This is a genomic window from Burkholderia plantarii, assembly GCF_001411805.1.
In the GTDB taxonomy this organism is placed as follows: domain Bacteria; phylum Pseudomonadota; class Gammaproteobacteria; order Burkholderiales; family Burkholderiaceae; genus Burkholderia; species Burkholderia plantarii.
The window spans coordinates 588146-611803 of record NZ_CP007212.1 but is presented as its reverse complement, the minus strand read 5'-3'; the positions used below and the strand labels follow the sequence as shown (position 1 = coordinate 611803).

21 protein-coding genes are annotated in these 23658 nt (G+C 68.7%); 3 read left to right on the top strand and 18 right to left on the bottom strand.

The window, feature by feature from the left end:
* Nucleotides 1-2: 2 nt before the first annotated feature.
* From bpln_RS02710 to edd, 3 genes are all read right to left on the bottom strand, one after another.
* On the bottom strand, nucleotides 3-1367 hold the full coding sequence (locus bpln_RS02710) for a GntT/GntP/DsdX family permease (protein ID WP_042623855.1): 1365 nt from the start codon (nucleotides 1365-1367) through the stop codon (nucleotides 3-5).
* 597 nt (nucleotides 1368-1964) lie between these two features.
* Nucleotides 1965-2591, bottom strand: coding sequence for a bifunctional 4-hydroxy-2-oxoglutarate aldolase/2-dehydro-3-deoxy-phosphogluconate aldolase (gene eda, locus bpln_RS02705; RefSeq protein ID WP_042623854.1), 627 nt, complete (start codon nucleotides 2589-2591; stop codon nucleotides 1965-1967).
* A 107-nt stretch (nucleotides 2592-2698) separates the two neighbouring features.
* Nucleotides 2699-4582, bottom strand: a complete 1884-nt coding sequence (gene edd / locus bpln_RS02700) for a phosphogluconate dehydratase (RefSeq protein ID WP_055138026.1) — start codon at nucleotides 4580-4582, stop codon at nucleotides 2699-2701.
* Nucleotides 4583-4871: 289 nt separating this feature from the next.
* Between edd and bpln_RS02695 the strand changes: the two genes are divergently transcribed.
* Nucleotides 4872-5768, top strand: coding sequence for a MurR/RpiR family transcriptional regulator (locus bpln_RS02695; RefSeq protein ID WP_042623852.1), 897 nt, complete (start codon nucleotides 4872-4874; stop codon nucleotides 5766-5768).
* 225 nt (nucleotides 5769-5993) lie between these two features.
* Here the strand turns inward: bpln_RS02695 and bpln_RS02690 are convergent, their stop codons facing one another.
* The 11 genes from bpln_RS02690 to bpln_RS02640 all read right to left on the bottom strand — a co-directional run bounded on the left by bpln_RS02690 (nucleotide 5994) and on the right by bpln_RS02640 (nucleotide 17700).
* Nucleotides 5994-6416: a CopD family protein gene (locus bpln_RS02690; RefSeq protein ID WP_042623851.1), complete on the bottom strand. Its 423-nt coding sequence runs from the start codon at nucleotides 6414-6416 to the stop codon at nucleotides 5994-5996.
* Nucleotides 6413-7030 (bottom strand): hypothetical protein, encoded by a 618-nt coding sequence (locus bpln_RS02685; protein WP_055138025.1) that lies wholly within the window; start codon nucleotides 7028-7030, stop codon nucleotides 6413-6415. The genes bpln_RS02690 and bpln_RS02685 overlap by 4 nt, the downstream gene beginning before the upstream one ends.
* A 14-nt stretch (nucleotides 7031-7044) precedes the next feature.
* On the bottom strand, nucleotides 7045-8448 hold the full coding sequence (locus bpln_RS02680; RefSeq protein WP_055138024.1) for an AAA family ATPase: 1404 nt from the start codon (nucleotides 8446-8448) through the stop codon (nucleotides 7045-7047).
* 22 nt (nucleotides 8449-8470) lie between these two features.
* Nucleotides 8471-9742: a glutamate-5-semialdehyde dehydrogenase gene (locus bpln_RS02675; RefSeq protein WP_055138023.1), complete on the bottom strand. Its 1272-nt coding sequence runs from the start codon at nucleotides 9740-9742 to the stop codon at nucleotides 8471-8473.
* 195 nt (nucleotides 9743-9937) lie between these two features.
* Nucleotides 9938-11101, bottom strand: coding sequence for a DNA polymerase III subunit delta (gene holA, locus bpln_RS02670; RefSeq protein WP_055138022.1), 1164 nt, complete (start codon nucleotides 11099-11101; stop codon nucleotides 9938-9940).
* A gap of 50 nt (nucleotides 11102-11151) precedes the next feature.
* Entirely contained in the window at nucleotides 11152-11703 is a 552-nt protein-coding gene (locus bpln_RS02665) for an LPS-assembly lipoprotein LptE (protein ID WP_042623847.1), read from the bottom strand.
* A gap of 28 nt (nucleotides 11704-11731) precedes the next feature.
* Nucleotides 11732-14326 carry a leucine--tRNA ligase gene (gene leuS, locus bpln_RS02660; RefSeq protein ID WP_055138021.1) on the bottom strand — a complete coding sequence of 865 codons (2595 nt, stop codon included), beginning with the start codon at nucleotides 14324-14326 and terminating at the stop codon, nucleotides 11732-11734.
* Nucleotides 14327-14644: 318 nt separating this feature from the next.
* Nucleotides 14645-15169: an ExbD/TolR family protein gene (locus tag bpln_RS02655; protein WP_055138020.1), complete on the bottom strand. Its 525-nt coding sequence runs from the start codon at nucleotides 15167-15169 to the stop codon at nucleotides 14645-14647.
* 10 nt (nucleotides 15170-15179) lie between these two features.
* The gene (locus tag bpln_RS02650) at nucleotides 15180-15869 is read right to left on the bottom strand and encodes a MotA/TolQ/ExbB proton channel family protein (protein ID WP_055138019.1); all 690 of its coding nucleotides are present in this window, start codon (nucleotides 15867-15869) and stop codon (nucleotides 15180-15182) included.
* A gap of 30 nt (nucleotides 15870-15899) precedes the next feature.
* Complete coding sequence (gene dapB / locus bpln_RS02645; RefSeq protein ID WP_042626393.1) at nucleotides 15900-16697, bottom strand: 4-hydroxy-tetrahydrodipicolinate reductase; 798 nt, start codon at nucleotides 16695-16697, stop codon at nucleotides 15900-15902.
* A gap of 88 nt (nucleotides 16698-16785) precedes the next feature.
* Nucleotides 16786-17700: an outer membrane protein assembly factor BamE gene (locus bpln_RS02640; RefSeq protein ID WP_042623843.1), complete on the bottom strand. Its 915-nt coding sequence runs from the start codon at nucleotides 17698-17700 to the stop codon at nucleotides 16786-16788.
* Between the two features lie 153 nt (nucleotides 17701-17853).
* On the opposite strand from bpln_RS02640, the gene fur reads away from it, so the two are divergent.
* The gene (gene fur, locus bpln_RS02635) at nucleotides 17854-18282 is read left to right on the top strand and encodes a ferric iron uptake transcriptional regulator (RefSeq protein ID WP_013696628.1); all 429 of its coding nucleotides are present in this window, start codon (nucleotides 17854-17856) and stop codon (nucleotides 18280-18282) included.
* A 210-nt stretch (nucleotides 18283-18492) separates the two neighbouring features.
* Here the strand turns inward: fur and bpln_RS02630 are convergent, their stop codons facing one another.
* From bpln_RS02630 to bpln_RS02620, 3 genes are all read right to left on the bottom strand, one after another.
* Entirely contained in the window at nucleotides 18493-19050 is a 558-nt protein-coding gene (locus bpln_RS02630; RefSeq protein ID WP_042623842.1) for an ureidoglycolate lyase, read from the bottom strand.
* A 16-nt stretch (nucleotides 19051-19066) separates the two neighbouring features.
* Nucleotides 19067-20077, bottom strand: a complete 1011-nt coding sequence (alc, locus tag bpln_RS02625; RefSeq protein ID WP_055138018.1) for an allantoicase — start codon at nucleotides 20075-20077, stop codon at nucleotides 19067-19069.
* A gap of 114 nt (nucleotides 20078-20191) precedes the next feature.
* Complete coding sequence (locus bpln_RS02620; RefSeq protein WP_042623840.1) at nucleotides 20192-21514, bottom strand: C4-dicarboxylate transporter DctA; 1323 nt, start codon at nucleotides 21512-21514, stop codon at nucleotides 20192-20194.
* 217 nt (nucleotides 21515-21731) lie between these two features.
* Between bpln_RS02620 and bpln_RS02615 the strand changes: the two genes are divergently transcribed.
* Complete coding sequence (locus bpln_RS02615; protein WP_042623839.1) at nucleotides 21732-22424, top strand: FadR/GntR family transcriptional regulator; 693 nt, start codon at nucleotides 21732-21734, stop codon at nucleotides 22422-22424.
* A gap of 157 nt (nucleotides 22425-22581) precedes the next feature.
* Here bpln_RS02615 and gap read toward each other — a convergent pair whose 3' ends face one another.
* Nucleotides 22582-23592 carry a type I glyceraldehyde-3-phosphate dehydrogenase gene (gene gap / locus bpln_RS02610; RefSeq protein WP_042623838.1) on the bottom strand — a complete coding sequence of 337 codons (1011 nt, stop codon included), beginning with the start codon at nucleotides 23590-23592 and terminating at the stop codon, nucleotides 22582-22584.
* Between the last annotated feature and the right edge of the window lie 66 nt (nucleotides 23593-23658).

Sequence of the window (23658 nt, the reverse complement as noted above, 5' to 3'; positions counted from 1 at the left end):
TCTTACAGAACGGTGGCGAGCACCATCGTGAACGCGAGCCCGAGCAGCGAGATCAGCGTCTCGAGCGCCGTCCAGGTCTTGAAAGTCTGGCCGACCGTCATCCCGAAGTATTCCTTGATCAGCCAGAATCCGCCGTCGTTCACGTGCGAAAAGATCAGCGAGCCGGAGCCGGTGGCGAGCACCAGCAGCTCGGGCTTGACCGAGCCGCCGGCCGCGGCCGCGATCGGCGCGACGATGCCGCAGGCGGTGGTCATGGCGACCGTCGCCGAGCCCGTCGCGAGCCGGATCAGCGCGGCGGCGAACCAGCCGAGCAGCAGCGGCGACAGGTGCGCCTGGGTGGCCGTGGCCACGATCTGCTGCGAGATCCCGCTGTCGCGCAGCACGCCGCCGAAGCCGCCGCCCGCGCCGACGATCAGCGTGATGCCGGCGATCGGCGCGAGACACTCGCCGCAGAACTTCTGGATCTGCTCGCGGTTGAAGCCCTGCTTCGCGCCGAAGGTCCAGAAGCTGACCAGCACCGCGATCAGCAGCGCGACGTCGGAGGTGCCGGCGAAGCGCAGCAGGTTGTTCGGCAGCGTCTTCGGCGCGAACAGCAGGTCGGCCCAGCTGCCGATCAGCATCAGCACCACCGGCAGCAGGATCGTGAACAGCGTGATGCCGAAGCCCGGCAACTCGCGGTCATGGCGCGCCTGGTCGCCCGAATCGACGAACTGCGAGGCGAGCGGGTTGTTCTCCGGCAGCTTCACGTACTTGTGGATCACCAGCGCGAACAGCGGCCCGGCGATGATAGCGGTCGGAATGCCGACGATCAGGCCGTAGGCGATCGTCTTGCCGATGTCGGCGCCGAACGCCTGCACGGCCAGCAGCGCGGCCGGGTGCGGCGGAATCAGGCCATGCACGACGGACAGGCCCGCCACCATCGGCAAGCCGATCAGCAGCAGCGACTTGCCGGTGCGCTTGGCGACGTTGAACGCGATCGGGATCAGCAGCACGAAGCCGACCTCGAAGAACACCGGCAGGCCGATGATCATCGCGACGAACAGCATCGCCCAATGGATGTTCTTCTCGCCGAACCAGCCGATCATGGTGGTGGCGATGCGTTCCGCGCCGCCCGACTCGGCCATCATCTTGCCTAGCATCGTACCGAGGCCGACCACGATCGCGATGTGGCCGAGCGTGTTGCCGTTGCCGGTCTCGAACGACTTGACGATCTTGTCCATCGGCATGCCGACCACCAGGCCAAGGCCGAGCGAGACGATGATCAGCACGAGGAACGGATAAATCTTGTAGCGCGCGATCAGCACGATCAGCAACACGATCGCGATCAGCGCGCACACCAGCAGCATGCTGCCCTGTACTGCCCCCATGGAACTTCTCCTCCTTCGATTGTTGGAACCGGGCCGGCGAGCCTGCGGCGCCCGGTATTCTCTGATGCCCGCGCGGCGCCGCGAAGCGCGCCCGGCGGGACGCTGAATTCTACTTTCGTTTAGCCATGCGCGATAGAACCGGTTCCATTCGCACAAACCCCTAGCAATCGGCGACAAGTCTGACGAATCGGGCATGCCGGCCGGCCGGCCCGCATGCGCGCTGGTCACTATAGGGGAGACGGGGAAAATTCGCCGCGAGCGACGTCAGCGGCACGGTGGGCGCGCGGCTGCGTCACGGAGGTGCGGCGGCACGCGGATGGACGCGGAGCCGGTGGTGGCAGCGGCAGCCGAGGCAGGTCGGCCCGATGCGGGATGCAGGCTGCGACGGCCTGGCGAGCGTGGCACGCGTGGCGCCGGCGGATGCGGATGCAACCATCGATCCCGCCGGCCGGCATCGGCACGAGAATTAGCGTCGACATCTGCCGATCGACGGCCGGCAAGCCGCGCGCCGGCGGGCACACCACCCCATGAAGCGATTCAGCGTGCCGACCCGGCGCCGATGGGAGCCAATTCGGCAAGCCAACCCGGCGAATCCATTCAGCGAACCAGTTGGCTCGCGGCCTGCGCGAGCCGCGTGACCTCGGCCCAGTCCTGCGCCGCGAGCGCGGCCTTCGGCGTCAGCCACGAACCGCCCACGCAGACCACGTTCGGCTGCTTCAGGAAATCGGGCGCCGTCTGCGCGCTGATCCCGCCCGTCGGGCAGAACTTCAGCGTCGGGAACGGGCCGTGGAACGCCTGCAGCATCGGGATGCCGCCCGCCTGCTGCGCCGGGAAGAACTTCACCACCTCGTAGCCGAGTTCGAGCGCCGTGATGATGTCGGTCGGCGTCATCACGCCGGGCAGCAGCGGCAGGCCGGCGTCGAGCGATGCCTGATGCATGGCCTTCGTGAGGCCCGGCGACACGCCGAACTGCGCGCCGGCCTTCTTCGCGAGCGCGCAGTGCTCGGGCTTCGTGATCGTGCCGACGCCGACCACGATGTCGTCGGCGAGCTGGCTCGCGCGCTCGATCGCCTTCAGGCCCGCCTCGGTGCGCAGCGTGATTTCCAGCACCTTCACGCCGCCCGCGTGCAGCGCGCGCGACACATGCTCGCCCTGCTCGACCGTCTCGAACGCCAGCACCGGAATCACCGGGCCGAGTTTCACGATGTCGTGGATCGTCTTCATCTGCTGCTTCTCCTGTGATTCGATGCGTGGGCCGGGCCGGCCCCGGCGGATTCGCCGCGCGGCGCGCTCGACCCGATTCGGTTCAATGCCATTCAGCCTGAGGCGGCTCAGTGCGCGATCGTCGCGCCGGCCTGCGCGACCTGCGCACTCTCCATGGTCTCGCCGACCAGCGCGCCGAACACCGAGGCGCCCGCCTCGGCCGGCATCGCCGCCGCGCGGAACACGCCGAACAGTTCACGGCCGAAGCCGACCTCGTTGTCGGCCTGATGCGTGGGGCGCGCCAGCTCGCGCGCGGCCCATTCGTTCGCGTCGACCTCGACGTCGAGCACGCCGGCCTGAGCGTCGATCACGATCGTGTCGCCGCTGCGCACCTTCGCGAGCGGCCCGTCGAGCAGCGCTTCCGGCGAGACGTGGATCACCGCCGGCACCTTGCCCGACGCGCCCGACATGCGGCCGTCGGTGACCAGCGCGACATGGAAACCCTGATCCTGCAGCACGCCGAGCAGCGGCGTCAAACGGTGCAGCTCGGGCATGCCGTTGGCGCGCGCGCCCTGGAACCGCACCACGGCGACGAAGTCGCGCTTCAGTTCGCCCGCGTCGAACGCAGCCTGCACGGCCTCCTGCGAATCGAACACGATGGCCGGCGCCACCACCTTGCGGTGCTCCGGCGCGACCGCCGAGATCTTGATCACGCCGCGGCCGAGGCGCCCCTGCATCAGACGCAGGCCGCCGTCCGGCGCGAACGGCTCGGCGATCGGGCGCAGCACCTTCGGGTCCTGGCTGGCGGCCACGCCCGGCACCCATTCGAGCTTGCCGTCGATCAGCTTCGGCTCGTGCGTGTAGTGCGACAGGCCGCGGCCCGCCACCGTCGTCACATCCTCGTGCAGCAGGCCGCCTTCCAGCAGGTTGCGCACCAGGAACGCCACGCCGCCCGCCGCGTGGAAGTGGTTCACGTCGGCCTTGCCGTTCGGATAGATCTTCGCGAGCAGCGGCACGATCGCCGACAGCGCGTCGAAATCGTCCCAGTCGATCAGGATGCCGGCCGCGCGCGCGATCGCGACGAGGTGCATGGTGTGGTTGGTCGAGCCGCCGGTGGCGAGCAGCGCGACGATGCCGTTGATCACGGCTTTCTCGTCCACCACGTGGCCGATCGGCGTGTAGCTGCCGCGCTCGACCGTCAGGTCGAGCACGCGGCGTGCCGCGGCGGCCGTCAGCGCGTCGCGCAGCGGCGTGTGCGGATGCACGAACGCCGAGCCGGGCAGGTGCAGGCCCATCACTTCCATCAGCATCTGGTTGCTGTTCGCGGTGCCGTAGAACGTGCAGGTGCCGTGGCCGTGATAGGCGGCCGATTCGGCCTCGAGCAGCGCGTCGCGGCCGACCTGGCCGGTGGCGAACTGCTGGCGGATCTTCGCCTTGTCGTCGTTCGACAGGCCGCTCGTCATCGGGCCGGCCGGCACGAAGATGGTCGGCAGGTGGCCGAACTGCAGCGCGCCGATCAAGAGGCCCGGCACGATCTTGTCGCATATGCCGAGGCAGAGCGCGGCGTCGAACATGTTGTGGGTCAGCGCGATCGCCGTGCTCATCGCGATCGTCTCGCGCGAGAACAGCGACAGTTCCATGCCCGGGTTGCCCTGCGTGACGCCGTCGCACATCGCCGGCACGCCGCCCGCGAATTGCGCCACGCCGCCGTTCTCGCGCGCGGCCGCCTTGATGATGTCGGGATACGAGACGTAGGGCGCGTGCGCCGACAGCATCTCGTTGTACGACGAGACGATGCCGATGTTCGGCTCGCGGATCGACTTGATCACGAACTTGTCGTTGCCTTCGAGGCCGGCGAAACCGTGCGCGAGGTTCGCGCACGACAGCGCGCCGCGCGCCGGGAAGCGGCCCTGCGCGGCGGCGATACGGTCGAGATAGGCGGTGCGGGTCGGACGGCTGCGCGCGATCACGCGCTCGGTCACCTTCACGAGAGTGGGATGCGGCGAGGCCATGCTGGGCGGCTCCTCTGATGCCGGGCGGTGCCGGCGGCTGGAATCACGGGGCTGGTCGGCTTGCCGACCAAACGCGGCAAAGTCTAGTAGAAAAACTACATATTCGCAATCCTGCGTTGCAGCATCCCCAAGGGCAACATTCACATAAAGCTTGCTGCATCTGGCGATGCGATCAGTAAAAACCCTGATATCAGACAATTCGAATGAGTATTTCTCCTGTAGATTTCTTGTAGTTTTTCTACAATACTTCCGCAAGACTACAATCCGTCATTTCCGAAACGAGCCGCCGATGCTGCCCCGAATCGAAGCGCTGCGCGCGCAGCTACGCCCTTCCGAGCGCAAGCTCGCCGACCACGTGCTGGCCGCGCCGCGCGAGATCCTCGACCTGTCGATGACCGATCTCGCCGCGCGCGCCGGCGTGAGCCAGCCCACCATCGCGCGGTTCTGCCACGCGCTCGGCTGCAGCGGCTTTCGCGAGTTCAAGATCCGGCTCGCGCAGAGCGTGGCGCCGGGCGTGCCGTCGGTCTATCGCGACGTCGAGCCCGACGAGCCCGCGCCCGGCATCATCGGCAAGGTGTTCGACCGCACCATCGGCGCGCTGATCGAGGTGCGCAACAGCCTGTCGGCCGGCAGCGTGGCCGAGGCCATCGCGCTGCTCGCGCGCGCCTCGCGCATCGAGTTCTACGGCGCGGGCGGCTCCGGCATCGCCGCGCAGGACATCCAGCACAAGTTCTTCCGGCTCGGCGTGCCGAGCGTGGCCTACTCCGACCCGCACACGTTCAGCATGTCGGCCGCGCTGCTCGGCGCGCAGGACGTGGTGGTGGCGATCTCGAACACGGGGCGCACGCGCGACATCGTCGATGCCGCGAAATCGGCGCTCGCCTGCGGCGCGAAGGTGGTGTCGATCACGCACAGCCACTCGCCGCTCGCGCAGCTGGCCTCCGTCAACCTCGCCTCGAACATCGCCGAGGAGACCGACGTGTTCTCGCCGATGACCTCGCGCATGTCGCATCTGGCGATCGGCGACATCCTCGCGGTCGGCGTCGCGCTGCAGCGCGGGCCGGAACTCGTCGACCGGCTCGGCCGCGCGAAGGCCGCGATCACGCGGCGGCGCATCGAGCCGGACGGCAAGGGCGCCGAGCGCAAGGGCGCGCGCGACGAGAAGGGAGCGGAAACGCAGACGTGAGCGGCCGGCGACAATGATGGCCGCGATGCGTGATGAGGAGGTGGAGCGGTGGCGTTGAGGATGGCGCGGCCATCGTGGCCCGGGTCGACGCCGTGAATCGGCGCAAAGCGCGTGCAAGGCTCGCCGGCCCATGCGGAGGCCGGTTCGCGCCGGCAGCCCCCGGCGCGAACCTCGAATCAACAAGTCAACCAATCGGCGATGCCGCGCAGCGGCGCGAAACCTACCTCAGAACGGCTTGATCACGGCCAGCGCGACGGCGCCGAGCATGCCGAGCACCGGCAGTTCGTTGAAGAAGCGATACCAGCGATCGGAGCGGCGGTTCTCGCCGCGCTCGAACACGCGCAGCAGATGCCCGCAGTAGACGTGATAGACGATCAGCAGCACGACGATCGTCAGCTTCGCGTGAATCCACCCCTGCCCCCGCCCGACGCCGGCGACGAGCCAGAGCCAGAGCCCGCAGGCGAGCGCCGGCACGGCGATGAAGCTCATGAAGCGGAACAGCTTGCGCGCCATCGCGAGCAGCCGGCGCACCGCGCCGGGATCGCTCTCCATCGCGAGGTTCACGTAGATGCGCGGCAGGTAGAACAGCCCCGCGAACCACGCGGCGATCAGCACGATGTGGAAAGTCTTGACCCAGAGATACGTCATGCCTTGGCCTTGATGTCGTTGAACACGCGGACGACGTCGGCCTCGAAGGCATCGAACGACGGCAGGCCGCGCAGGTGAGAATAATCGGTGGTGAGTTCGGCCACGCGCAGTCGGCATCGACCTTTGTTGATGGTCCGCCGCTTCGGCAGGTTGGCGGCAGCGTGCAGCGACGCGAACAGGTCCGCTTTCGGATCGGGACGGCTCTCCCACTGGCGCTTCGCCGGCAACTCCAATTTCGCGTCGCCGTTGGGATTGCCTGCGGCGCTCCGGATCGCCCGCGGGTTGCCGAGCAGCCACGCTTCGCTCATGCGCACCGGGATCACGGGAATCCAGGTCTGCGCGATCCCCGCCAGTTCACCTTCGAGCTGCTGGCGGCGTAGCGCGTAGCCGTCCCGCTCCGCGTCGCGATGGACGAACAGGACATCGCATGTGTAGAGTTCCACAGCGGCGCTCACGCGCTTGAGCAAGCCGCTTCTCGCCGCCGGAATGCCGTCGCCGGCCCATTCGCCAGCCAGTTCGAGGTCGGGGAAATTCGATTCGACCGTCCAACGGATGATGGGCAGCAGGACGCCATCGGACGTACCATCGGCAAGCAAGGTGTACCGGATGAACATGTCGGCGGCACCGTTCAGTTGAACAATTCGTATTGCTTTTCCAACAAGACGCCCATGGTCGGCTCCTGCTCGTCCTTCATGGCTTCATCCTTGTCGAGATAGGCCATTAGCGCCCCAAGCGAGGTCGGAGGTTCGCTGGAAATGCGGCTGCGCCACGTATCGGCGAGAAACTCGAACGCGCTGAAGGGGGCTCCGCCCTGACGCCGCTGACGGCACACCACCAGATCCTCCGGTTTCAGCTTCCTCACCAGCGACGGCGAATGCGTGTTGATAATGACCTGTCGCAGTGGATTACCTTCATCGACACGCCATTTCGGATCGACCGCCATGTCGCGCAGCAGCTTCGCCATCGCCTCGATCCGTGACGGGTGAATGCCGTTCTCAGGCTCCTCCAGACAGATCACGCCGCCGGACTCGAAGTCCGCATGGATGATCGCCAATGCGAGAAACCGCAGCGTCCCGTCCGAAAGGGCCTTGGCCGGGTAGCGAATGCCATCGCGATTGGTCAGATGCAGGGTTTTCAACTGCCGTGCCTCGTCGACTTCGACACCCAGTTCCGCCACGTCGGGGATCAGCTCGGCCAGCCGGTTGGCCACCTCGGCATCGCGATTCAGGCGGCGCAGCGTCGCCGGCATATGCGCACCCGACGGTGCCACATGAATATCGGAGGGCGTCGAGAAATCGTCGGGCTGCCGCAATGCCGACGGTTCGAGCTGCAGCAGCGCCCACGACTGCATTTCACGGCGCGCCGCCAACGCGGTCGGCCGGTCGATGGTGTTCACGCTGCTCAATGCGCTTCGCTCCATGCCGCTCGCGGGAATGCTTTCCGGACGCCCGCGCGAATTGCCGCTGTCCTGGTGGATATTGATCGTGGTGCTGCCGTCATGAGGCTCGATCGTGGTGGAGATGAACGGACTCGTCTTCACCCCACCCTTGACCGACTCCCAGAACCAGAGGCTGTGCGGGAACAGGCTCTTTCTGAACTCGCTTTTGGGGATGTAGGTCAGCGACTCCTCGCACAGACCAATGCGCTCGCTGCCCGAGCGCTCGTCGAGCAGGTATTCGAGCACGAGGCGATACCGCAGGTGCGTGGCGTGCGGCTCACCACGTCGATTGAAGTCGTCGATGACCTCGCTTGAGACGAGAAACTCGGCCTCCAACTCCATCCGCGAGGCGGCCCCGCCCTTGTGCCGCGTGAAGATCGAGCCGACCGAGCCGGAACGCCTGCCGCCACGGTCGCGCACCTGATGCGCCGCCGCGATGATCGGCATGTCCGCCAGATCCCGCAGGAACATGATCGCGTCGAACAGGTTCGACTTGCCCGCCCCGTTCGCGCCGGCGATACAGGTGAAGGGCCCGAAATCGACCGAGATGTCGTTGAGGCTCTTGAACCCCTTCACACGCAGTTTCGTCAGCATTCCGGTTCCCTTTGATGTCGTGTTACTGCCGCCCTTCGCCATGCCCGAGCACGACGTACTTCAGCGAGGTCAGCCCCTCGAGCCCGACCGGCCCGCGCGCGTGCAGCTTGTCGTTCGAGATGCCGATCTCGGCGCCGAGGCCGTATTCGAAACCGTCCGCGAAGCGCGTCGAGGCGTTCACCATCACGCTGGCCGAATCGACCTCGCGCAGGAAGCGCATGGCGCGGTCGTGGTCCTCGGTGACGATCGCGTCGGTGTGCGCCGAGCCATACGTGTTGATGTGCTCGATCGCGGCGTCGAGCCCGTCCACCAGCTTGATCGCGAGCACCGGCGCCAGATATTCGGTGCGCCAGTCCTCCTCGGTCGCGTCCACCAGCGGGCCGACCCCGGCCGCCGCCAGCACGGCCTTCGCGGCCGCGTCCACGCGCAGCTCGACCGACTTGTCGCGATAGAGGCGCCCCAGCTGCGGCAGCACCGCCGGCGCGATGCCGCGCGCGACGAGCAGCGTTTCCATCGTGTTGCAGGTGCCGTAGCGATGGGTCTTGGCGTTGTCGCAGACGGTCAGCGCCTTCGCCAGGTCGGCGCGATCGTCGACGTACACGTGGCAGATCCCGTCGAGATGCTTGATCATCGGCACGCGCGCCTCCTCGATCAGCCGCGCGATCAGGCTCTTGCCGCCGCGCGGCACGATCACGTCGACGTATTCGGTCATCGTGATCAGCTTGCCGACGGCCGCGCGATCGGCGGTCCCGACCACCTGCACGGCGTCGGCCGGCAGCCCCGCCGCCGCGAGCCCCTCGCCGATCAGCCGCGCCAGCGCGGTGTTCGATTCAAGCGCCTCGGAGCCGCCGCGCAGGATCGTCGCGTTGCCGGACTTCAGGCACAGCGCCGCCGCGTCGATCGTCACGTTCGGCCGCGATTCGTAGATGATGCCGATCACGCCGAGCGGCACGCGCATCTGGCCGACCTGGATGCCGCTCGGGCGGAACTTCAGGTTCGAGATCTCGCCGATCGGATCGGCCAGCGCCGCGACCTGCCGCAGGCCGTCCACCATCGTCTTCAGCGCCTTGTCGGACAGCGTCAGGCGGTCGACGAACGCGGCGTCCTGGCCCTTCGCGCGCGCTCGCTCGACGTCGCGCGCGTTAGCGGCCTTGAGCGCGTCGGCCTCGCGTTCGATCGCGGTGGCGATCGCGGCGAGCGCGGCGTTCTTCGCCGCCGTGTCGGCCCGCGCGATCGCGCGCGAGGCCTGCCGCGCGCGGCGGCCGACGTCGGTCATGTACTGGTCGATATCCATCGTGAACCCGAATCCGGAATGGCGGCCGCGTGGCGCGGCCAGATGCCGTTGGCAATTGCCGCCCGCGCCCGGTCGGGGCGCCGGCGAGTGATCGATTGTATGCGCGCCGTGCCGCGGCCGCTGACGCCGGCGGCAAGCACCGCACAAGCCATGCGAGCCGCGCAGGCCGCATGGGCCGCGCCGCTCGCGCGGCGCTCAGGCCGGGCGGCGCGGTGGAGCGGCGGCAGCGGCGGCACGCGCTCCCGCGGCGCCGCGCGAGCCGGCGCCGGAAGCCGGCGCGGCTCGCTGGCCGGCCGGCGAGCCCTGCGCGCCGGCGACCGTCATGGCAAGCTGGAACAGCCCGTCCCACGGGTCGGGCGGCGGCTCGTCGGCGCGCGGCAGCCCGGGCGCGATGCCGGACAGCCCCTTCACCTGGCGGTCGAGCTTCGCGGCCAGCGCGAGCGCCGTCTCGAGCACAGTCTCCGAGACGCGCGACAGCGCCGGACCGATCAGCCGCTCGCGCGGCCCCCAGACCCGATTTTCGCGGACCAGCACCGCGAGCGGCTTGCCGGCCGCGACGCCGCGCTTGATGCGCAACAGCGTGCGCAGTTCCTCGACCACGGCCCACAGCACCAGCACGAGCGCCTCGCCCTCGCCCTTCAGGCCGTCGATCATGCGCGCGAGCCGGCCCGCGTCGCCCGCCAGCATCGCCTCGTTGAGCTTGAACACGTCGTAGCGCGCGACGTTCAGCACGGCGTCCTGCACCTGGTCGAGCGCGAGCGTGCCGGACGGATAGAGCAGCCCGAGCTTCTGGATCTCCTGGTGCGCGGCCAGCAGGTTGCCCTCGACGCGCTCGGCGATGAATTGCAGCGCGCGCCGGCCGTCCTCGCCGGCGGCCACGCGCTGGCCCTGCGCGGCGAGCCGCTGGCCGATCCAGTTCGGCAGCTGGGCGCGATCGACGGGATCGATCTTCAGCGCCACGCCGCCGTTGGCGAGCGCCGTGAACCACGCCGACTTCTGCGTGGCCGCGTCGAGCCGCGGCAGCGTGACGAGCATCAGCACGTCGGGGTTGCCCGCGCCGGCCAGCGTCTTCAGCGCGTCGGCGCCGTCCTTGCCGGGCTTGCCCGACGGGATCCGCAGCTCGATCAGTTGGCGCTCGCCGAACAGCGACATCGCCTGGCTCGCGCCGAGCAGCGAACTCCAGTCGAAGCTGCGCTCGACGGTGAACACCGAACGCTCGGTGAAACCGCCCGCACGCGCGGCGGCGCGAATCCGGTCGCACGCCTCCTGCGCGAGCAGCGGCTCGTCGCCGTACACGGTGTAGAGGCCCGCGAGCGTCTTCGCGAGGTGCGCCTCCAGCGCGTCAAGTCGCAATTGCATCGGTTCGCATGCTCAGCAGTCGAAGAAAGACGGCGCCCGAAACCGCGCGCTCACAGCGGCGGCGGCGGCAGCGGCGCGCGCGGCGCGACGCCCGGCGCCACGTCGTTCGGCCCCGGCGTCAGCGTATGCACGATCGACAGCCGGCGCGTGAGTTGGTCGACCGCGTCGTTCTGCATGTCCGCGTAGAGGATGTCGGACTCCTGCGCCTTCGCCTGGACGAACTGCGCGTTGTAGGTCATCGCGCGGTTCAGCGAGATCACGCTCGGCGCGATCAGCAGCGCGCCGTCCCTGGTCGTCAGCGTGTAGTTCAGCGTGTAGTTGAGCTGGTACTCCTCGACCGTGCCGAACTGGTCGAGCGTCAGCGTGCTCGAGCCGCGCGACTCGCCCACGCGCAGCACCGCGTCGGCCTCGTCGAGCGTCTTGACGATCTTGGTGTCGCTGCCGCCCTCGACGAGGCGCTTCAGACGCGCCTCGACGAACGGCGGCGCGCCCGCGATCAGCAGATGCTTGAACGCATAGTCCTGCGTGCCGCGCAGCTGGAAACCGCACGCGGACAGCAGCAGCGCGCTGCCCATCACCATTACGAACGATCTGCGGATCACCTTGGCTCCTTGCTGGTTCTACTGCGCGTCAGACCACGACGTTGACGAGACGGCCCGGCACGACGATCACCTTCTTCGCCGGCTTGCCCTCGCCGAACTTCGCGAAACTCTCGTCGGCGAGCGCCGCCGCCTCGATCACGTCGCGGCCCGCGTCCTTCGCGACCTTGATCGCGCCGCGCACCTTGCCGTTGATCTGCAGCACGAGTTCGATCTCGGCCTGTTCGAGCGCGGCCTCGTCGACCTTCGGCCAGGGCGCGTCGAGCAGCGTGCCGAATTCGTCGGCATAGCCGAGCGCCTGCCACAGCGAGAACGTGATGTGCGGCACCACCGGGTACAGCACGCGCAGCAGCACGCCGTAGGTCTCGCGCAGCACGCCGGCCGGCGCGGCCTTGGCCGCCTCGATCGCGTTGAGCATCTTCATCGCCGCCGACACGACGGTGTTGTACTGCAGGCGCTGATAGTCGAAATCGGCCTGGCGCAGCACGCCGTGGATCTCGCGGCGCAGCGCCCTGGCACCTTCGTCGAGCTGCGCGGCGTCGAAGCCGGCGCGCGCGGCGAGCGCCTCGCGGTTGGCCGCGCCGAACGCCCAGACGCGGCGCAGGAAGCGGCTCGCCCCCTCCACGCCGGCGCCCGACCATTCGAGCTGCTGCTCGGGCGGCGCCGCGAACATCGTGAACAGGCGCGCGGTGTCGGCGCCGTGCTGGTCGATCAGCACCTGCGGATCGACGCCGTTGTTCTTCGACTTCGACATCTTCTCGATGCCGCCGAGCACCACCGGCTGGCCGTCGACGTTATGCACGGCGCCGACCGGACGGCCCTTGTCGTCGTGCGTGACGGTCACGTCGGCCGGGTTGAACCAGGTCTTCTTGCCGGCCGCGTCCTCGCGGTAGAACGTCTCGTTGAGCACCATGCCCTGCGTGAGCAGGTTCTTGGCCGGCTCGCCGAACTTCACGAGGCCGAGGTCGCGCATCACCTTGGTCCAGAAACGCGAATAGAGCAGGTGCAGGATCGCGTGCTCGATGCCGCCGATGTACTGGTCCATCGGCATCCAGTGGTCGGTGCGCGCGTCCACCATGGTGGTGGCGTCGGGCGCCGTGTAGCGCGAGAAGTACCACGACGAATCGACGAAGGTGTCCATCGTGTCGGTTTCGCGCTTCGCGGCGGCGCCGCACTTCGGGCAGGCGCAGTTGACGAACGCCTCGGACCTGGCGAGCGGATTGCCCGAGCCGTCCGGCACGAGATCCTCGGGCAGCACCACCGGCAGGTCCGCCTCGGGCACCGGCACGTCGCCGCACGACGGGCAGTGGATGATCGGGATCGGCGTGCCCCAGTAGCGCTGGCGCGACACGCCCCAGTCGCGCAGGCGCCAGGTGACCTGCTTGTCGCCGAAGCCGCCGGCGGCCAGGTCGGCCGCGACCGCGTCGACCGCGGCTTCGTGGCCGAGGCCGTCGTACTTGCCGCTGTTGACGCAGACGCTCTTCGTCTTGTCGCCGTACCACTCCTGCCATGCGTCGGTCGAATAAGTCTCGCCCTCGGCCGCGATCACCTGCCGGATCGGCAGGGCATATTTGACGGCGAACGCGAAATCGCGCTCGTCGTGCGCCGGCACGCCCATCACGGCGCCTTCGCCGTAGCTCATCAGCACGTAGTTGCCGATCCACACCGGCACCGGCTCGCCCGTCAGCGGATGCCTGACGGAGAAGCCGGTGGCCATGCCCTTCTTCTCCATGGTCGCCATGTCGGCCTCGGCCACGCCGCCCTGCTTGCATTCGTCGATGAACGCGAGCAGGTCGGGGCGGCCTTCGGCCAGGCGCGTGGCGAGCGGATGCTCGGCCGCGACCGCGCAGAACGTCACGCCCATGATGGTGTCGGCGCGCGTCGTGAACACGCGCAGCAGCTTCTGCTCGCCGTCGAGTTCATACGGGAAGCCGAAGTTCACGCCGAAACTCTTGCCGATCCAGTTCTGCTGCATGACCTTGACGCGCTCGGGCCAGCCGAGGCCCTCGAGATCGTCGAGCAGCTCGTCGGCGTACTGGGTGATGCGCAGGTAGTACATCGGGATCTCGCGCTTCTCGACCACGGCGCCCGAGCGCCAGCCGCGCCCGTCGATCACCTGCTCGTTGGCCAGCACGGTCTGGTCGACCGGATCCCAGTTCACGGTGCCCGTCTTCTTGTAGGCGATGCCCTTCTCGAGCATCTTCAGGAACAGCCACTGGTTCCACTTGTAGTAGGCGGGATCGCAGGTGGCAACCTCGCGCGACCAGTCGATCGCGAGACCCATCGCCTGCATCTGGCGCTTCATGTAGGCGATGTTGTCGTAGGTCCACTTCGCGGGCGGCGCGCCGTTGGCCATCGCGGCGTTCTCGGCCGGCATCCCGAACGCGTCCCAGCCCATCGGCATCAGCGTGTTGTAGCCGTTCATCCGCAGATAGCGGTACATCACGTCGTTGATCGTGTAGTTGCGCACGTGACCCATGTGCAGCTTGCCGGACGGATACGGCAGCATCGATACGCAATAGAACTTCGGCTTTTGCGAGTCTTCCTTCGTCAGGTAGGCATCGGCATCGCGCCAGTCGCGCTGGGCGGCGGCTTCGACGTCGGCGGGTACGTATCGTTCTTGCATGGTGTGGTTCGGCTAGGCTGTCGGCACCGGCGCGGCGCGCGCGGGCTGGAGTGGATCGAAGGTCGCACTCCCCGGATCGCGGGGAAAGGGTCGATTATACCGTCCGCTCAGGCGCGTCAGGCCATCGGGCGCGGCGCGCGGTCGTGGCGGCGCGAGCGGCGACGAGGCGGCTTGGGCGGGACATGGCGGGAACCGGCGGGACAGGTCGATGAAGGACAAGGCGGGATGTCGGGTTCGCCGACGGATTCGCCGGCCTCGACGCGCGAGCCCGTCGGCGTGAAGCCGAAGCCGGCGGCCGCCCACGGCCGGCTCATTGGCTCACCGGCCCGGCGCGATCGGCACGGGCGCCTGGGAACCGGGAGGTGCCGCCTGCGCCGGCCGCGGCGGCGCGACGCCGGCGCCCGGCGCGGGCGACGTTTCAGCCGCGCCCGCGTCCGGCTCGGTCACGAAGCCGATCCGCGTCAGCCCGGCCGTCTGCGCGGCGCTCATCACGCGCGCGATCGTGTCGTAGCGCGCCGAGGCGGCCGCGCGCAGATGCAGCTCGGGCGCGCCGCCGCGCGCGGCCGCGGCGCGAAACCGTGCGGCCAGCGCCGCCTCGCTGACGGGCGCGGCGTCCCAGAACAGCCGGCCGTCGGCGTCGATCGACAGCGTGATCGTGTCGGGCAGCTCGCGCGCGGGGGCCGCGGCGGCCTTCGGCAGGTCGAGCCGGATCGCGTGCGTGAGCAGCGGCGCGGTGATGATGAAGATCACCAGCAGCACCAGCATCACGTCGATCAACGGCGTCATGTTGATCTCGGCCATCGGCGCGGCCGGTTCGCGAGGATCGAGTCCGCCGAATGCCATCGCGCGCGCCTCAGGTCCGCTCGGCGCGCCCGGGCGCGCCGCCGGCGAACGCGTGCAGGTCGCGCGCGAAGCCGTCGAGATCCTCGACGAGCTGCCGCACGAGACGGCCGAGCATGTTGTAGGCGAGCACCGCCGGAATCGCGACCACCAGCCCGAAGGCGGTCATGATCAGCGCCTCGCCGACCGGGCCGGCCACGCTGCCGATCTGCGCCTGGCCGCTCGCGGCGATGCTGCCGAGCGCGTGGTAGATGCCCCAGACCGTGCCGAGCAGTCCGACGAACGGCGCCGTGCTGGCGATCGAGGCGAGCAGCACGAGCCCGAATTCGAGCCGCCGCTGCGAGCCGCGCATCGCCCCGCGCACCGCCCGCAGCACGCGTTCGTCGCGTTCGACGCGCGCGCCCAGCATCGCGATGCCGGCCGCGGCCTCCCGCACCGCCGCGTCGGCGGCGGCCGCGAGCGGCACGAATACGCGCTCGCGGTCGGCGGCGCGCAGCGCGGCGAGCCCCTCGTCGAACGAACCGGCCCGCCAGAACGCGGCGATCGCGCCGGCGCCGGCCCGCTTCGCGCGCACCAGCGTCCAGGCCTTCAGCAGCAGGCAGCACCAGCTCGCCACCGACATCGCGAGCAGCAGGTACGCGACGGCATGCGTGACGGCATCGCCGCTCGCGAGATAGTGGATCACCCCGGTATCGGTCGCCATGCGCGTGTCCGGATCGATCGGCCGGCCTGCTCAGCGCAGCCCGAGCACGTCCTGCATGTCGAACCAGCCCGCCGGCTTGTCGGCGAGGAAGCGCACCGCGCGCATCGAGCCCTGCGCGTAGGACACGCGGCTCGACGACTTGTGGGTGATCTCGATGCGCTCGCCGATGCCGGCGAACAGCACGGTGTGGTCACCCACGATGTCGCCGCCGCGGATCGCCGTGAAGCCGATCGTCGACGGATCGCGCGGCCCCGTCTCGCCATGGCGGTCGTAGACGGCGCAGTCCTCGAGATTGCGGCCGATCGACGCAGCCACGGTCTCGCCCATCATCAGCGCGGTGCCGGACGGCGCATCGACCTTGTGGCGGTGGTGCGCCTCGATGATCTCGATGTCGTAGCCCTGCGCGAACTGCTTCGCCGCGAACTCGAGCAGCTTGAGCGTGACGTTCACGCCCACGCTCATGTTCGCCGAGAACACGATGCCGATCCGCGCCGCCGCCTCGCGCAGCTGCGCCTTCTGCGGCTCGGAGAAACCGGTGGTGCCGATCACGAGCTTCACGCCGTGGCGCCGGGCGGCGTCGAGATAGCCGAGCGTGGTGTCGGGGCGCGTGAAGTCGATCAGGTAGTCGGCGTCGGCGAACACGCGCTCGACGTCATCGGTGACGATGACGCCGGTGGGCTTGCCGAGGAACGCGCCGGCGTCCTGGCCGAGGTGCGCGGAACCCGGGCGGCCGAGTGCGCCGACGAGCGTCGCGTCGGGATCGTCGAGTACCGCTTCGATCAGCATCCGGCCCATACGGCCCGATGCTCCGGCAATGGCAATCTTCATGGTCGTGTTCGCGTCGATGAACAAAGAGGAACGGGATTCGGAAAACGAACCGGGCGGCCGAAGCCGCCCGTTGGATGCCACCTGCGCGTCAGTTCGAGTTCGGCGGCGCCGAGATGTCGGCGGGCGGCGCGGTGAGCGGCTGGTTCGGCAGCACGTCGGAACCCTGCGGGCCGACCGGCGGCGTCGCGTCGCTCGGCGCCGGCGGCTGCGGCGGACGCTGGAACTGGAACTGCGGCTGGATCGCCGGGCTCGCGCCGGGCGGCAGGCCGCCCGGGGTCGGGGCGGACGGCGCGGTCTGCGCCGACGGCTTGAAGCGGCGCTGCGTGCCCTGGCCCGAGACCTGCGCGGTCGCGCGGTTCGCCGCGCGCGCGGCCTCGGCGTTCGCGTCGGTCTGGCCGACCGCGCTCGCCGACGACGGCGCCACTGCGCCAGAAGCGCCCGGCGCCGGGCTGGCCGCCGCCATATCGGGCGAGAGGCTCGGGGCCGGCGCGGCAGCCGCCGCGGCCGAAGCCGGCGAGGCGGCCGACGCCGCGGAAGCGGCCGAAGCCGCCGCGGCCTTCTCGGCGGCCGCCCTCGCGGCGGCGGCCTTGGCGGCGCGCTTGCCGCGACGATCGCCGTCGATGTCGGCGAGCAGATCGAGTTCGGACGGCAGGTTGTCGGCGCCGCTCCAGCTCGCGAGGCGATCGTTCTGGAAATTCAGCACGAGGTCGCGCTGCTGGACCACCGAGGTCGAGCCGCGCTTGAAATAGAACAGATAGTCCCAGCGATCCGCGTGGAACAGATCGGCGAGCAGCGGCGTGCCGAGCAGTGCGCGAACCTGATCGCGCGTCATGCCGGCTTGCAGCTGTGAAGCTTTTTCCTGGGAAACGAAATTGCCCTGGACGACCGTGATGCGGTACGGCGTAATACTCTGCGCGATTCGTTGCGTGACGCTGTCATATGACGAACAGCCTGCCAGCGTGACGACGGCGACAGCGACGGCAGCAGTGATGGCACTCCGCATGCGGGTCCTCTGAAGTTGCGAACGGATACGGGAAACTTGTCCTTCATCGGGTCGAACCGTCGGGCAGGCCGCGCGACTCGGCTCACAGATGACTGACAGGGCGAAAAGCCGGTACTATTGGAGCCCTGCATTGTACTCTAGGGACGCCTAGCCATGACCAATCCGACCGAGCTGAAGAATATCGGGCTCAAGGCCACCCTACCGCGCCTCAAGATTCTGGAAATCTTCCAGCAAAGCGAAGTCCGGCATTTGACGGCCGAAGACGTCTATCGCAACCTGCTGCACGAACAGCTCGACATCGGGCTGGCCACGGTCTATCGCGTGCTGACGCAGTTCGAGCAGGCCGGCCTGCTCACGCGCAGCAACTTCGAATCGGGCAAGGCGGTGTTCGAGCTCAACGAAGGCTCGCACCATGACCACCTGGTCTGTCTCGATTGCGGCCGCGTCGAGGAATTCTTCGACGCCGAGATCGAGAACCGCCAGCAGGCGATCGCGAAGACGCGCGGCTTCAAGCTGCAGGAGCATTCGCTCGCGATGTATGGCTCGTGTACCACCGAGAACTGCCCGCACCGCAAGCACTGACGGCTTTCCGCGAGGCCGGCCCGCCATGGCCGGCCGCGCAGCGATCCGGCCCGGCGGGCGCAAGCCCGGCCGGGCCGGATCGTTTTCGGGCGCGCCGTCACCGCGGCGCATGCCAGGTCGGACCTCGCGCCGATCTTTCGCTTTCCTGACGGATCGGCCGCGCGTCGAAAGCCTCCCACGCACAATCCTCACACCATTGCCGTCGCGCGCTCAGGCCGCCGTGGTGCCGGTCGGCGGCAGTAGCAGGCGCGGCGTGTCGAGTTCGACCTCGTCGCAATTCGGCTCGCCGCCGCCGCGATCGATCACGACGAAATCGCTGACGCGATCGAGCGCGAGCAGCGGATGGTGCCAGACGCCCTTCGCGTAATTGACGCCCTGCCAGCCCTCGGCCAGGAATGCACGCAGCCGCCGTGCGTCGAACTCGCCCGCCGGCGCGACCACGATCGCGTAGCGCCCGTGTACCGCGAGCGGCACGAACGCCTGGCTGCCGAGCGGATGGCGCTCCATCATCGCGATCTCGATCGGCCAGTCGCGCGGCTGGCCGCGAAACAGGTTGACGAGCACCCGCCCGCCCGCCGCGCCGACGTCGATCGCGGCGAGATCGTGAAAGCGCTCGGTGGTGCCGCCGTTGATCGGGAAATGCCGCGCGCCCGCCAGTTCGATCACGTCGCCGAATGGCGCGAACGCGGCGCGCGTGAGCGGTTCGAGCGGCAACGATTCAGGCGGTGGCGGCCGCAGCGACGAAGCGGCGGAACGCGAATCGTTCATCGTCGAGCTCCGGCCGTCATGCCGGCTCGCCCCACAGCCGCAGCCGCGATACGCCGCCGTCCGGGAAGATGTTGAAGCGCACGTGCGTGACGACGCCGGGCGCCGCGCCGCCGGGCTCGAACACATGCAGGCTGTCCATCGACAGCGCCTGCTCGCCGAGCAGTTCCGGCCAGAACATCGCCTGCGTGACGAGCGAGCCGTCGGTGCCGCCCGTCACGCGCGCGGCCTGCAGCGAGCAGCGGTCCGGATAGTTGCCCTTGAAGTGCGCGGTGTCGACCTCGATGCGGCGGATGATGCCCGGCCGCGCCAGCGCGACGATCGCCCAGTCGTTGCCGGGCTCGCGGCGCCGCCGCGTCTCCCAGCCGTCGCCCATGTTCAGGCCGCGGCCCGGCATCAGCAGCCGCGAGGCCGCGCCGAAGTGCTCGTTGTTGGCGGCCACCAGATACGCGCCGTTCCCGGTCGCGGCCAGGTCGACGAGCTCGCCCGCCGGCACGGCGGCCCAGTCGAGCTGCGGCTGGCCATATACGCGCAGCCGCGCGAGCCCGCCGTCGGGATAGAGGTTCACGCGCAGGTGGGTGACGACGCGCGGCTCCCGCACCTCGACGTAGTGATGGCGGTTGCCCTGCAACGTGGTGGCCGCCAGCAGCGTCTGCCAGTCGGCGTCGTCGGGCGGCAGCTCGCCCTCGGCATGGCAGGCGTCGATCGCGGCGGCCGGCGGAAAGTTGCCGGTGAAGTGGCTGGTGTCGAGATCGACACCCCGCACGACGCCGGGCCGCGCCAGCTTGACGATGCACCAGTCGTGCCCCGCCGTGCGCTTGCGGCGCGTCTCCCAGCCGTCCATCCACTTGCCGTGATCGTCGTACTTGCCGGCGATGAACACCGCCGGCTCCGGGTCGAGCATGCGCTCCTTCGGCGCGAAGAACTCGTCGCTCGCGACCAGCGCGCGGGCGCCCAGGCGCGGGTCGGCGAGGTTCGGGTAACGTCGCGTGAACGCGGGGGCGTCGGGATCGAGGATCGGTGCTGCCATGGTCGGGCTCCTGCCGGTAATCGGGAATCGAAAGTCGGGAATCGTAGGTCGGACGATCCGCACGCGCGGCCTGCCCGCCTCGCGCCGGATCGGCTCGAATCGGTTACGCGCGCATCAGAGCGCGGGGGCGGGTTGGTCGCCGGCGCGCTCGCCGGTCGAGGCGTCGTCGGCCGGCACGTAGCGCAATTCGCGGTTCAGCACGCGGCGCGCGCGGGCCGCGTCGATGTCGTGCTCCCACACCGCCACCACCACCGTCGCGACGCAGTTGCCGATCAGGTTCGTCACGGCGCGCGCGATTCCGACGAACCAGTCCACCGGCAGGATCAGCACGAGGCCGAGCACGGGCAGCGCCGGGATCGCCGAGAGCGTCGCGGCGAGGATCACGATCGCCGAGCCGGGAATGCCGTGCGCGCCTTTCGAGGTGACGAGCGAGACCAGCAGCACCACGATCAGGTCGTGCGCCGACAGCGGCGTGTTGGTGGCCTGCGCGATGAACAGCACCGCGAGCGTCAGGTAAATCGAGAAGCCGTCAAGGTTGAACGAGTAGCCGGTCGGGATCACGAGGCCGACCGTCGAATCCTTCACGCCCATCCACTCGAGCTTGCGCATCACCTGCGGCAGCACCGCGTCCGACGAGGCGGTGCCGAGCACGATCATCAGTTCCTCGCGCAAGTAGCGGATCAGCTTGAACACGCTGAAGCCGGCGAGCCGCATCACCGCGCCGAGCACCCCCGCCACGAACAACGCGCAGGCCAGGTAGAACACCGCCACCAGCAGGCCCATCTGTTCGAGCGAGGCCACGCCGTACTTGCCGGTGGTGAACGCGATCGCGCCGAGCACACCGAGCGGTGCGAGCCGGATGATGAAACCCATCACGCGAAAGCAGACCTGCGCGAACTCGTCGACCAGGCCGTTGAGCACGCGCGCGCGTTCGCCGAGCATCGACAGCGCCGCGCCGAACGGCACCGCGAACACGAGGATCTGCAGGATGTCGCCCTTCGCGAACGCGTCGAACGCGGTGTCGGGAATGATCTTCAACAGGTAGCCGGCGGTGTCCTTCAGGCTCTGCGCGTTTTTCGCGTAGTCGGCGAGCGAGGCCGGATCGAGCGTGCGCAAGTCGACGTTCATGCCGGCGCCGGGGCGCGTGAGCACCGCGAGCACGAGGCCGATCGCGAGCGCGAGCGTCGTCATCAGCTCGAAATAGACTACCGCGCGCAGGCCGACGCGGCCGACCTTGCGCAGGTCGCCGGCATTCGCGATGCCGCTCACCACCACGCAGAACACGATCGGCCCGATCACCATCTTGATCAGCTTCAGGAAGCCGTCGCCGAGCGGCCGCAGCGACTGCGCGGCATGCGGAAACGCCGCGCCGAGCGCGACGCCGATCACGAGCGCGATCATCACGCGCCCGAACAACGAGTTCAGAAATTTCGCCATCCGATCCTCCGTTACCGCCGGTATCGCTGTTTGCCGAGGGGACGTTCACTGCTCCGACTGGTCATACCAGTGAACATATGGCGGAGTGTAGGAAGCCGATATAGTCGCGTCAACCGTGTCAAAAACCGGGATTACCCGATTGGCCCGGACGGCCGGGCAGCGGCACCGCGCGTCATTTTGGGGGATTACAATGCCGGTCTGACCGCCCCTCGCAGCCATGAAGAACGTTCCCCACACCGTCACCGACGCCGCCATCGCGACGATCCAGAACCGGATCGAAACCGGCGCCTATCCCGTCGGCAGCCTGCTGCCGGCCCAACGCCAGCTGTCCGAGGAACTCGAGATCAGCCGTGCGTCGCTGCGCGAGGCGCTCTCGACGCTCGAGGCGCTCGGCATGCTGACGATCCGGCCCGGCAAGGGCGTCTACGTCGAGCGCGCGCAGGCGGGCACCGATCATCCGTGGCGATTCGCCGGGCGCTCGTCGCCGCCCGACACCTACCAGATGCGCTACGCGCTGGAAGGCTTCACCGCGCGGATGGCCGCGCTCGCCGTCAGCGACGCCGACCTGGCCTGGTTCGAGGAGAATCTCGCCGCGCTGCACGTCGCGCTCGTCGATAACGCGCTCGACGACGCCTCGCAGCTCGATTTCGAGTTCCACATGCGCATCGTCGGGCTGGCCGGCAACGCGGCGATCGAATCGATCCTGCGCGACAGCGCGGACATCATGAAGGAAAGCCAGCGCATGCCGTTCTACCGGCGCGAGCTGATGCTCTCGACGTTCCACGAGCACCGCGTGATCCTCGACGCGCTGATCGCGCGCGACTCGGCCGCAGCGGGCCGCGCGATCGAGACGCATATCGAGGGCGCCGCGCAGCGCGCCGGCGTGTTTTTCCCGACGCCGCGCGGCTGAAACCCTTGAAGCCCCGGAATTCCAACAGCCTCGTCGGCCCGGCCGTTTCCGGAACCTGAAAAGACACGGCCCGCCGCCGCGCACGAGGCGCGACGGCGGGCCGTGAGTTCGCCGGCGGGCGGTTTGCCGGCTGCTGCCGGCACCACCCACGGCGCGTTTACTTCGCGTTCGCGAAGGCGACTGCCGTGTCGAGCATCCGGTTCGAGAAGCCCCACTCGTTGTCGTACCAGCTCGACACCTTGACGAGACGGCCCGACACCTTCGTCAGCGTCGAATCGAACGACGACGACGCCGGGTTGTGGTTGAAGTCGATCGACACGAGCGGCTGGTCGTTGTAGGCGAGGATGCCCTTCAGCGAGCCTTCCGACGCTTCCTTCATGATCGCGTTGACCTCTTCGACCGTCGTGTCGCGCTTGGCGATGAACGACAGGTCGACGATCGACACGTTGATGGTCGGCACGCGGATCGCGTAGCCGTCGAGCTTGCCGTTCAGTTCCGGCAGCACGAGGCCGACGGCGGCCGCCGCGCCCGTCTTGGTCGGGATCTGGCTGTGCGTGGCCGAACGCGCGCGGCGCAGGTCCTCGTGATAGACGTCGGTCAGCACCTGGTCGTTCGTGTAGGCGTGGACCGTCGTCATCAGGCCGGTCTCGAGGCCGATCTTGTCGTGCAGCGGCTTGACCAGCGGCGCGAGGCAGTTGGTCGTACACGAGGCGTTCGAGATCACGGTGTGCTCGGCCTTCAGCACGTCGTGGTTGACGCCGTAGACGATCGTCGCGTCGACGTCCTTGCCGCCCGGCGCCGAGATGATCACCTTCTTCGCGCCGCCCTTCAGGTGCGCGCTGGCCTTTTCCTTGGTGGTGAAGAAGCCCGTGCATTCGAACACGACATCGACGCCGAGCTCGCCCCACGGCAGTTCGGCCGGGTTGCGGTTGGCCAGCACGCGGATGCGGTCGCCGTTGACGATCAGGTAGTCACCGTCCACCGACACTTCGCCCGGGAACTTGCCGTGCGCGGTGTCGTATTGCGTCAGGTGCGCGTTCGTCTTCGCATCGCCGAGGTCGTTGATCGCGACGATCTCGATGTCGTGCTTCTTGCCGTTTTCATAGAAAGCGCGCAGCGTGTTGCGGCCGATGCGGCCGTAACCGTTGATTGCAACGCGAATCGTCATGATTATCTCCTGATGGCTGAAAAAAACGGTTCGTCGGCTTCACGACGGCGCCGGCCCGCCGGTCAG

Bases quoted from the DNA above. Each gene is read 5' to 3' on its own strand.
- alc (WP_055138018.1), bottom strand. From the start codon at position 20,077: ATGGCAGCACCGATCCTCGATCCCGACGCCCCCGCGTTCACGCGACGT.
- bpln_RS02675 (WP_055138023.1), bottom strand. From the start codon at position 9,742: ATGGATATCGACCAGTACATGACCGACGTCGGCCGCCGCGCGCGGCAG.
- gap (WP_042623838.1), bottom strand. From the start codon at position 23,592: ATGACGATTCGCGTTGCAATCAACGGTTACGGCCGCATCGGCCGCAAC.
- bpln_RS02655 (WP_055138020.1), bottom strand. From the start codon at position 15,169: ATGGCATTCGGCGGACTCGATCCTCGCGAACCGGCCGCGCCGATGGCC.
- bpln_RS02690 (WP_042623851.1), bottom strand. From the start codon at position 6,416: ATGACGTATCTCTGGGTCAAGACTTTCCACATCGTGCTGATCGCCGCG.
- holA (WP_055138022.1), bottom strand. From the start codon at position 11,101: ATGCAATTGCGACTTGACGCGCTGGAGGCGCACCTCGCGAAGACGCTC.
- bpln_RS02685 (WP_055138025.1), bottom strand. From the start codon at position 7,030: ATGTTCATCCGGTACACCTTGCTTGCCGATGGTACGTCCGATGGCGTC.
- edd (WP_055138026.1), bottom strand. From the start codon at position 4,582: ATGGCCTCGCCGCATCCCACTCTCGTGAAGGTGACCGAGCGCGTGATC.
- leuS (WP_055138021.1), bottom strand. From the start codon at position 14,326: ATGCAAGAACGATACGTACCCGCCGACGTCGAAGCCGCCGCCCAGCGC.
- bpln_RS02650 (WP_055138019.1), bottom strand. From the start codon at position 15,869: ATGGCGACCGATACCGGGGTGATCCACTATCTCGCGAGCGGCGATGCC.
- fur (WP_013696628.1), top strand. From the start codon at position 17,854: ATGACCAATCCGACCGAGCTGAAGAATATCGGGCTCAAGGCCACCCTA.
- eda (WP_042623854.1), bottom strand. From the start codon at position 2,591: ATGAAGACGATCCACGACATCGTGAAACTCGGCCCGGTGATTCCGGTG.
- dapB (WP_042626393.1), bottom strand. From the start codon at position 16,697: ATGAAGATTGCCATTGCCGGAGCATCGGGCCGTATGGGCCGGATGCTG.
- bpln_RS02710 (WP_042623855.1), bottom strand. From the start codon at position 1,367: ATGGGGGCAGTACAGGGCAGCATGCTGCTGGTGTGCGCGCTGATCGCG.
- bpln_RS02630 (WP_042623842.1), bottom strand. From the start codon at position 19,050: ATGAACGATTCGCGTTCCGCCGCTTCGTCGCTGCGGCCGCCACCGCCT.
- bpln_RS02615 (WP_042623839.1), top strand. From the start codon at position 21,732: ATGAAGAACGTTCCCCACACCGTCACCGACGCCGCCATCGCGACGATC.
- bpln_RS02680 (WP_055138024.1), bottom strand. From the start codon at position 8,448: ATGCTGACGAAACTGCGTGTGAAGGGGTTCAAGAGCCTCAACGACATC.
- bpln_RS02695 (WP_042623852.1), top strand. From the start codon at position 4,872: ATGCTGCCCCGAATCGAAGCGCTGCGCGCGCAGCTACGCCCTTCCGAG.
- bpln_RS02620 (WP_042623840.1), bottom strand. From the start codon at position 21,514: ATGGCGAAATTTCTGAACTCGTTGTTCGGGCGCGTGATGATCGCGCTC.
- bpln_RS02640 (WP_042623843.1), bottom strand. From the start codon at position 17,700: ATGCGGAGTGCCATCACTGCTGCCGTCGCTGTCGCCGTCGTCACGCTG.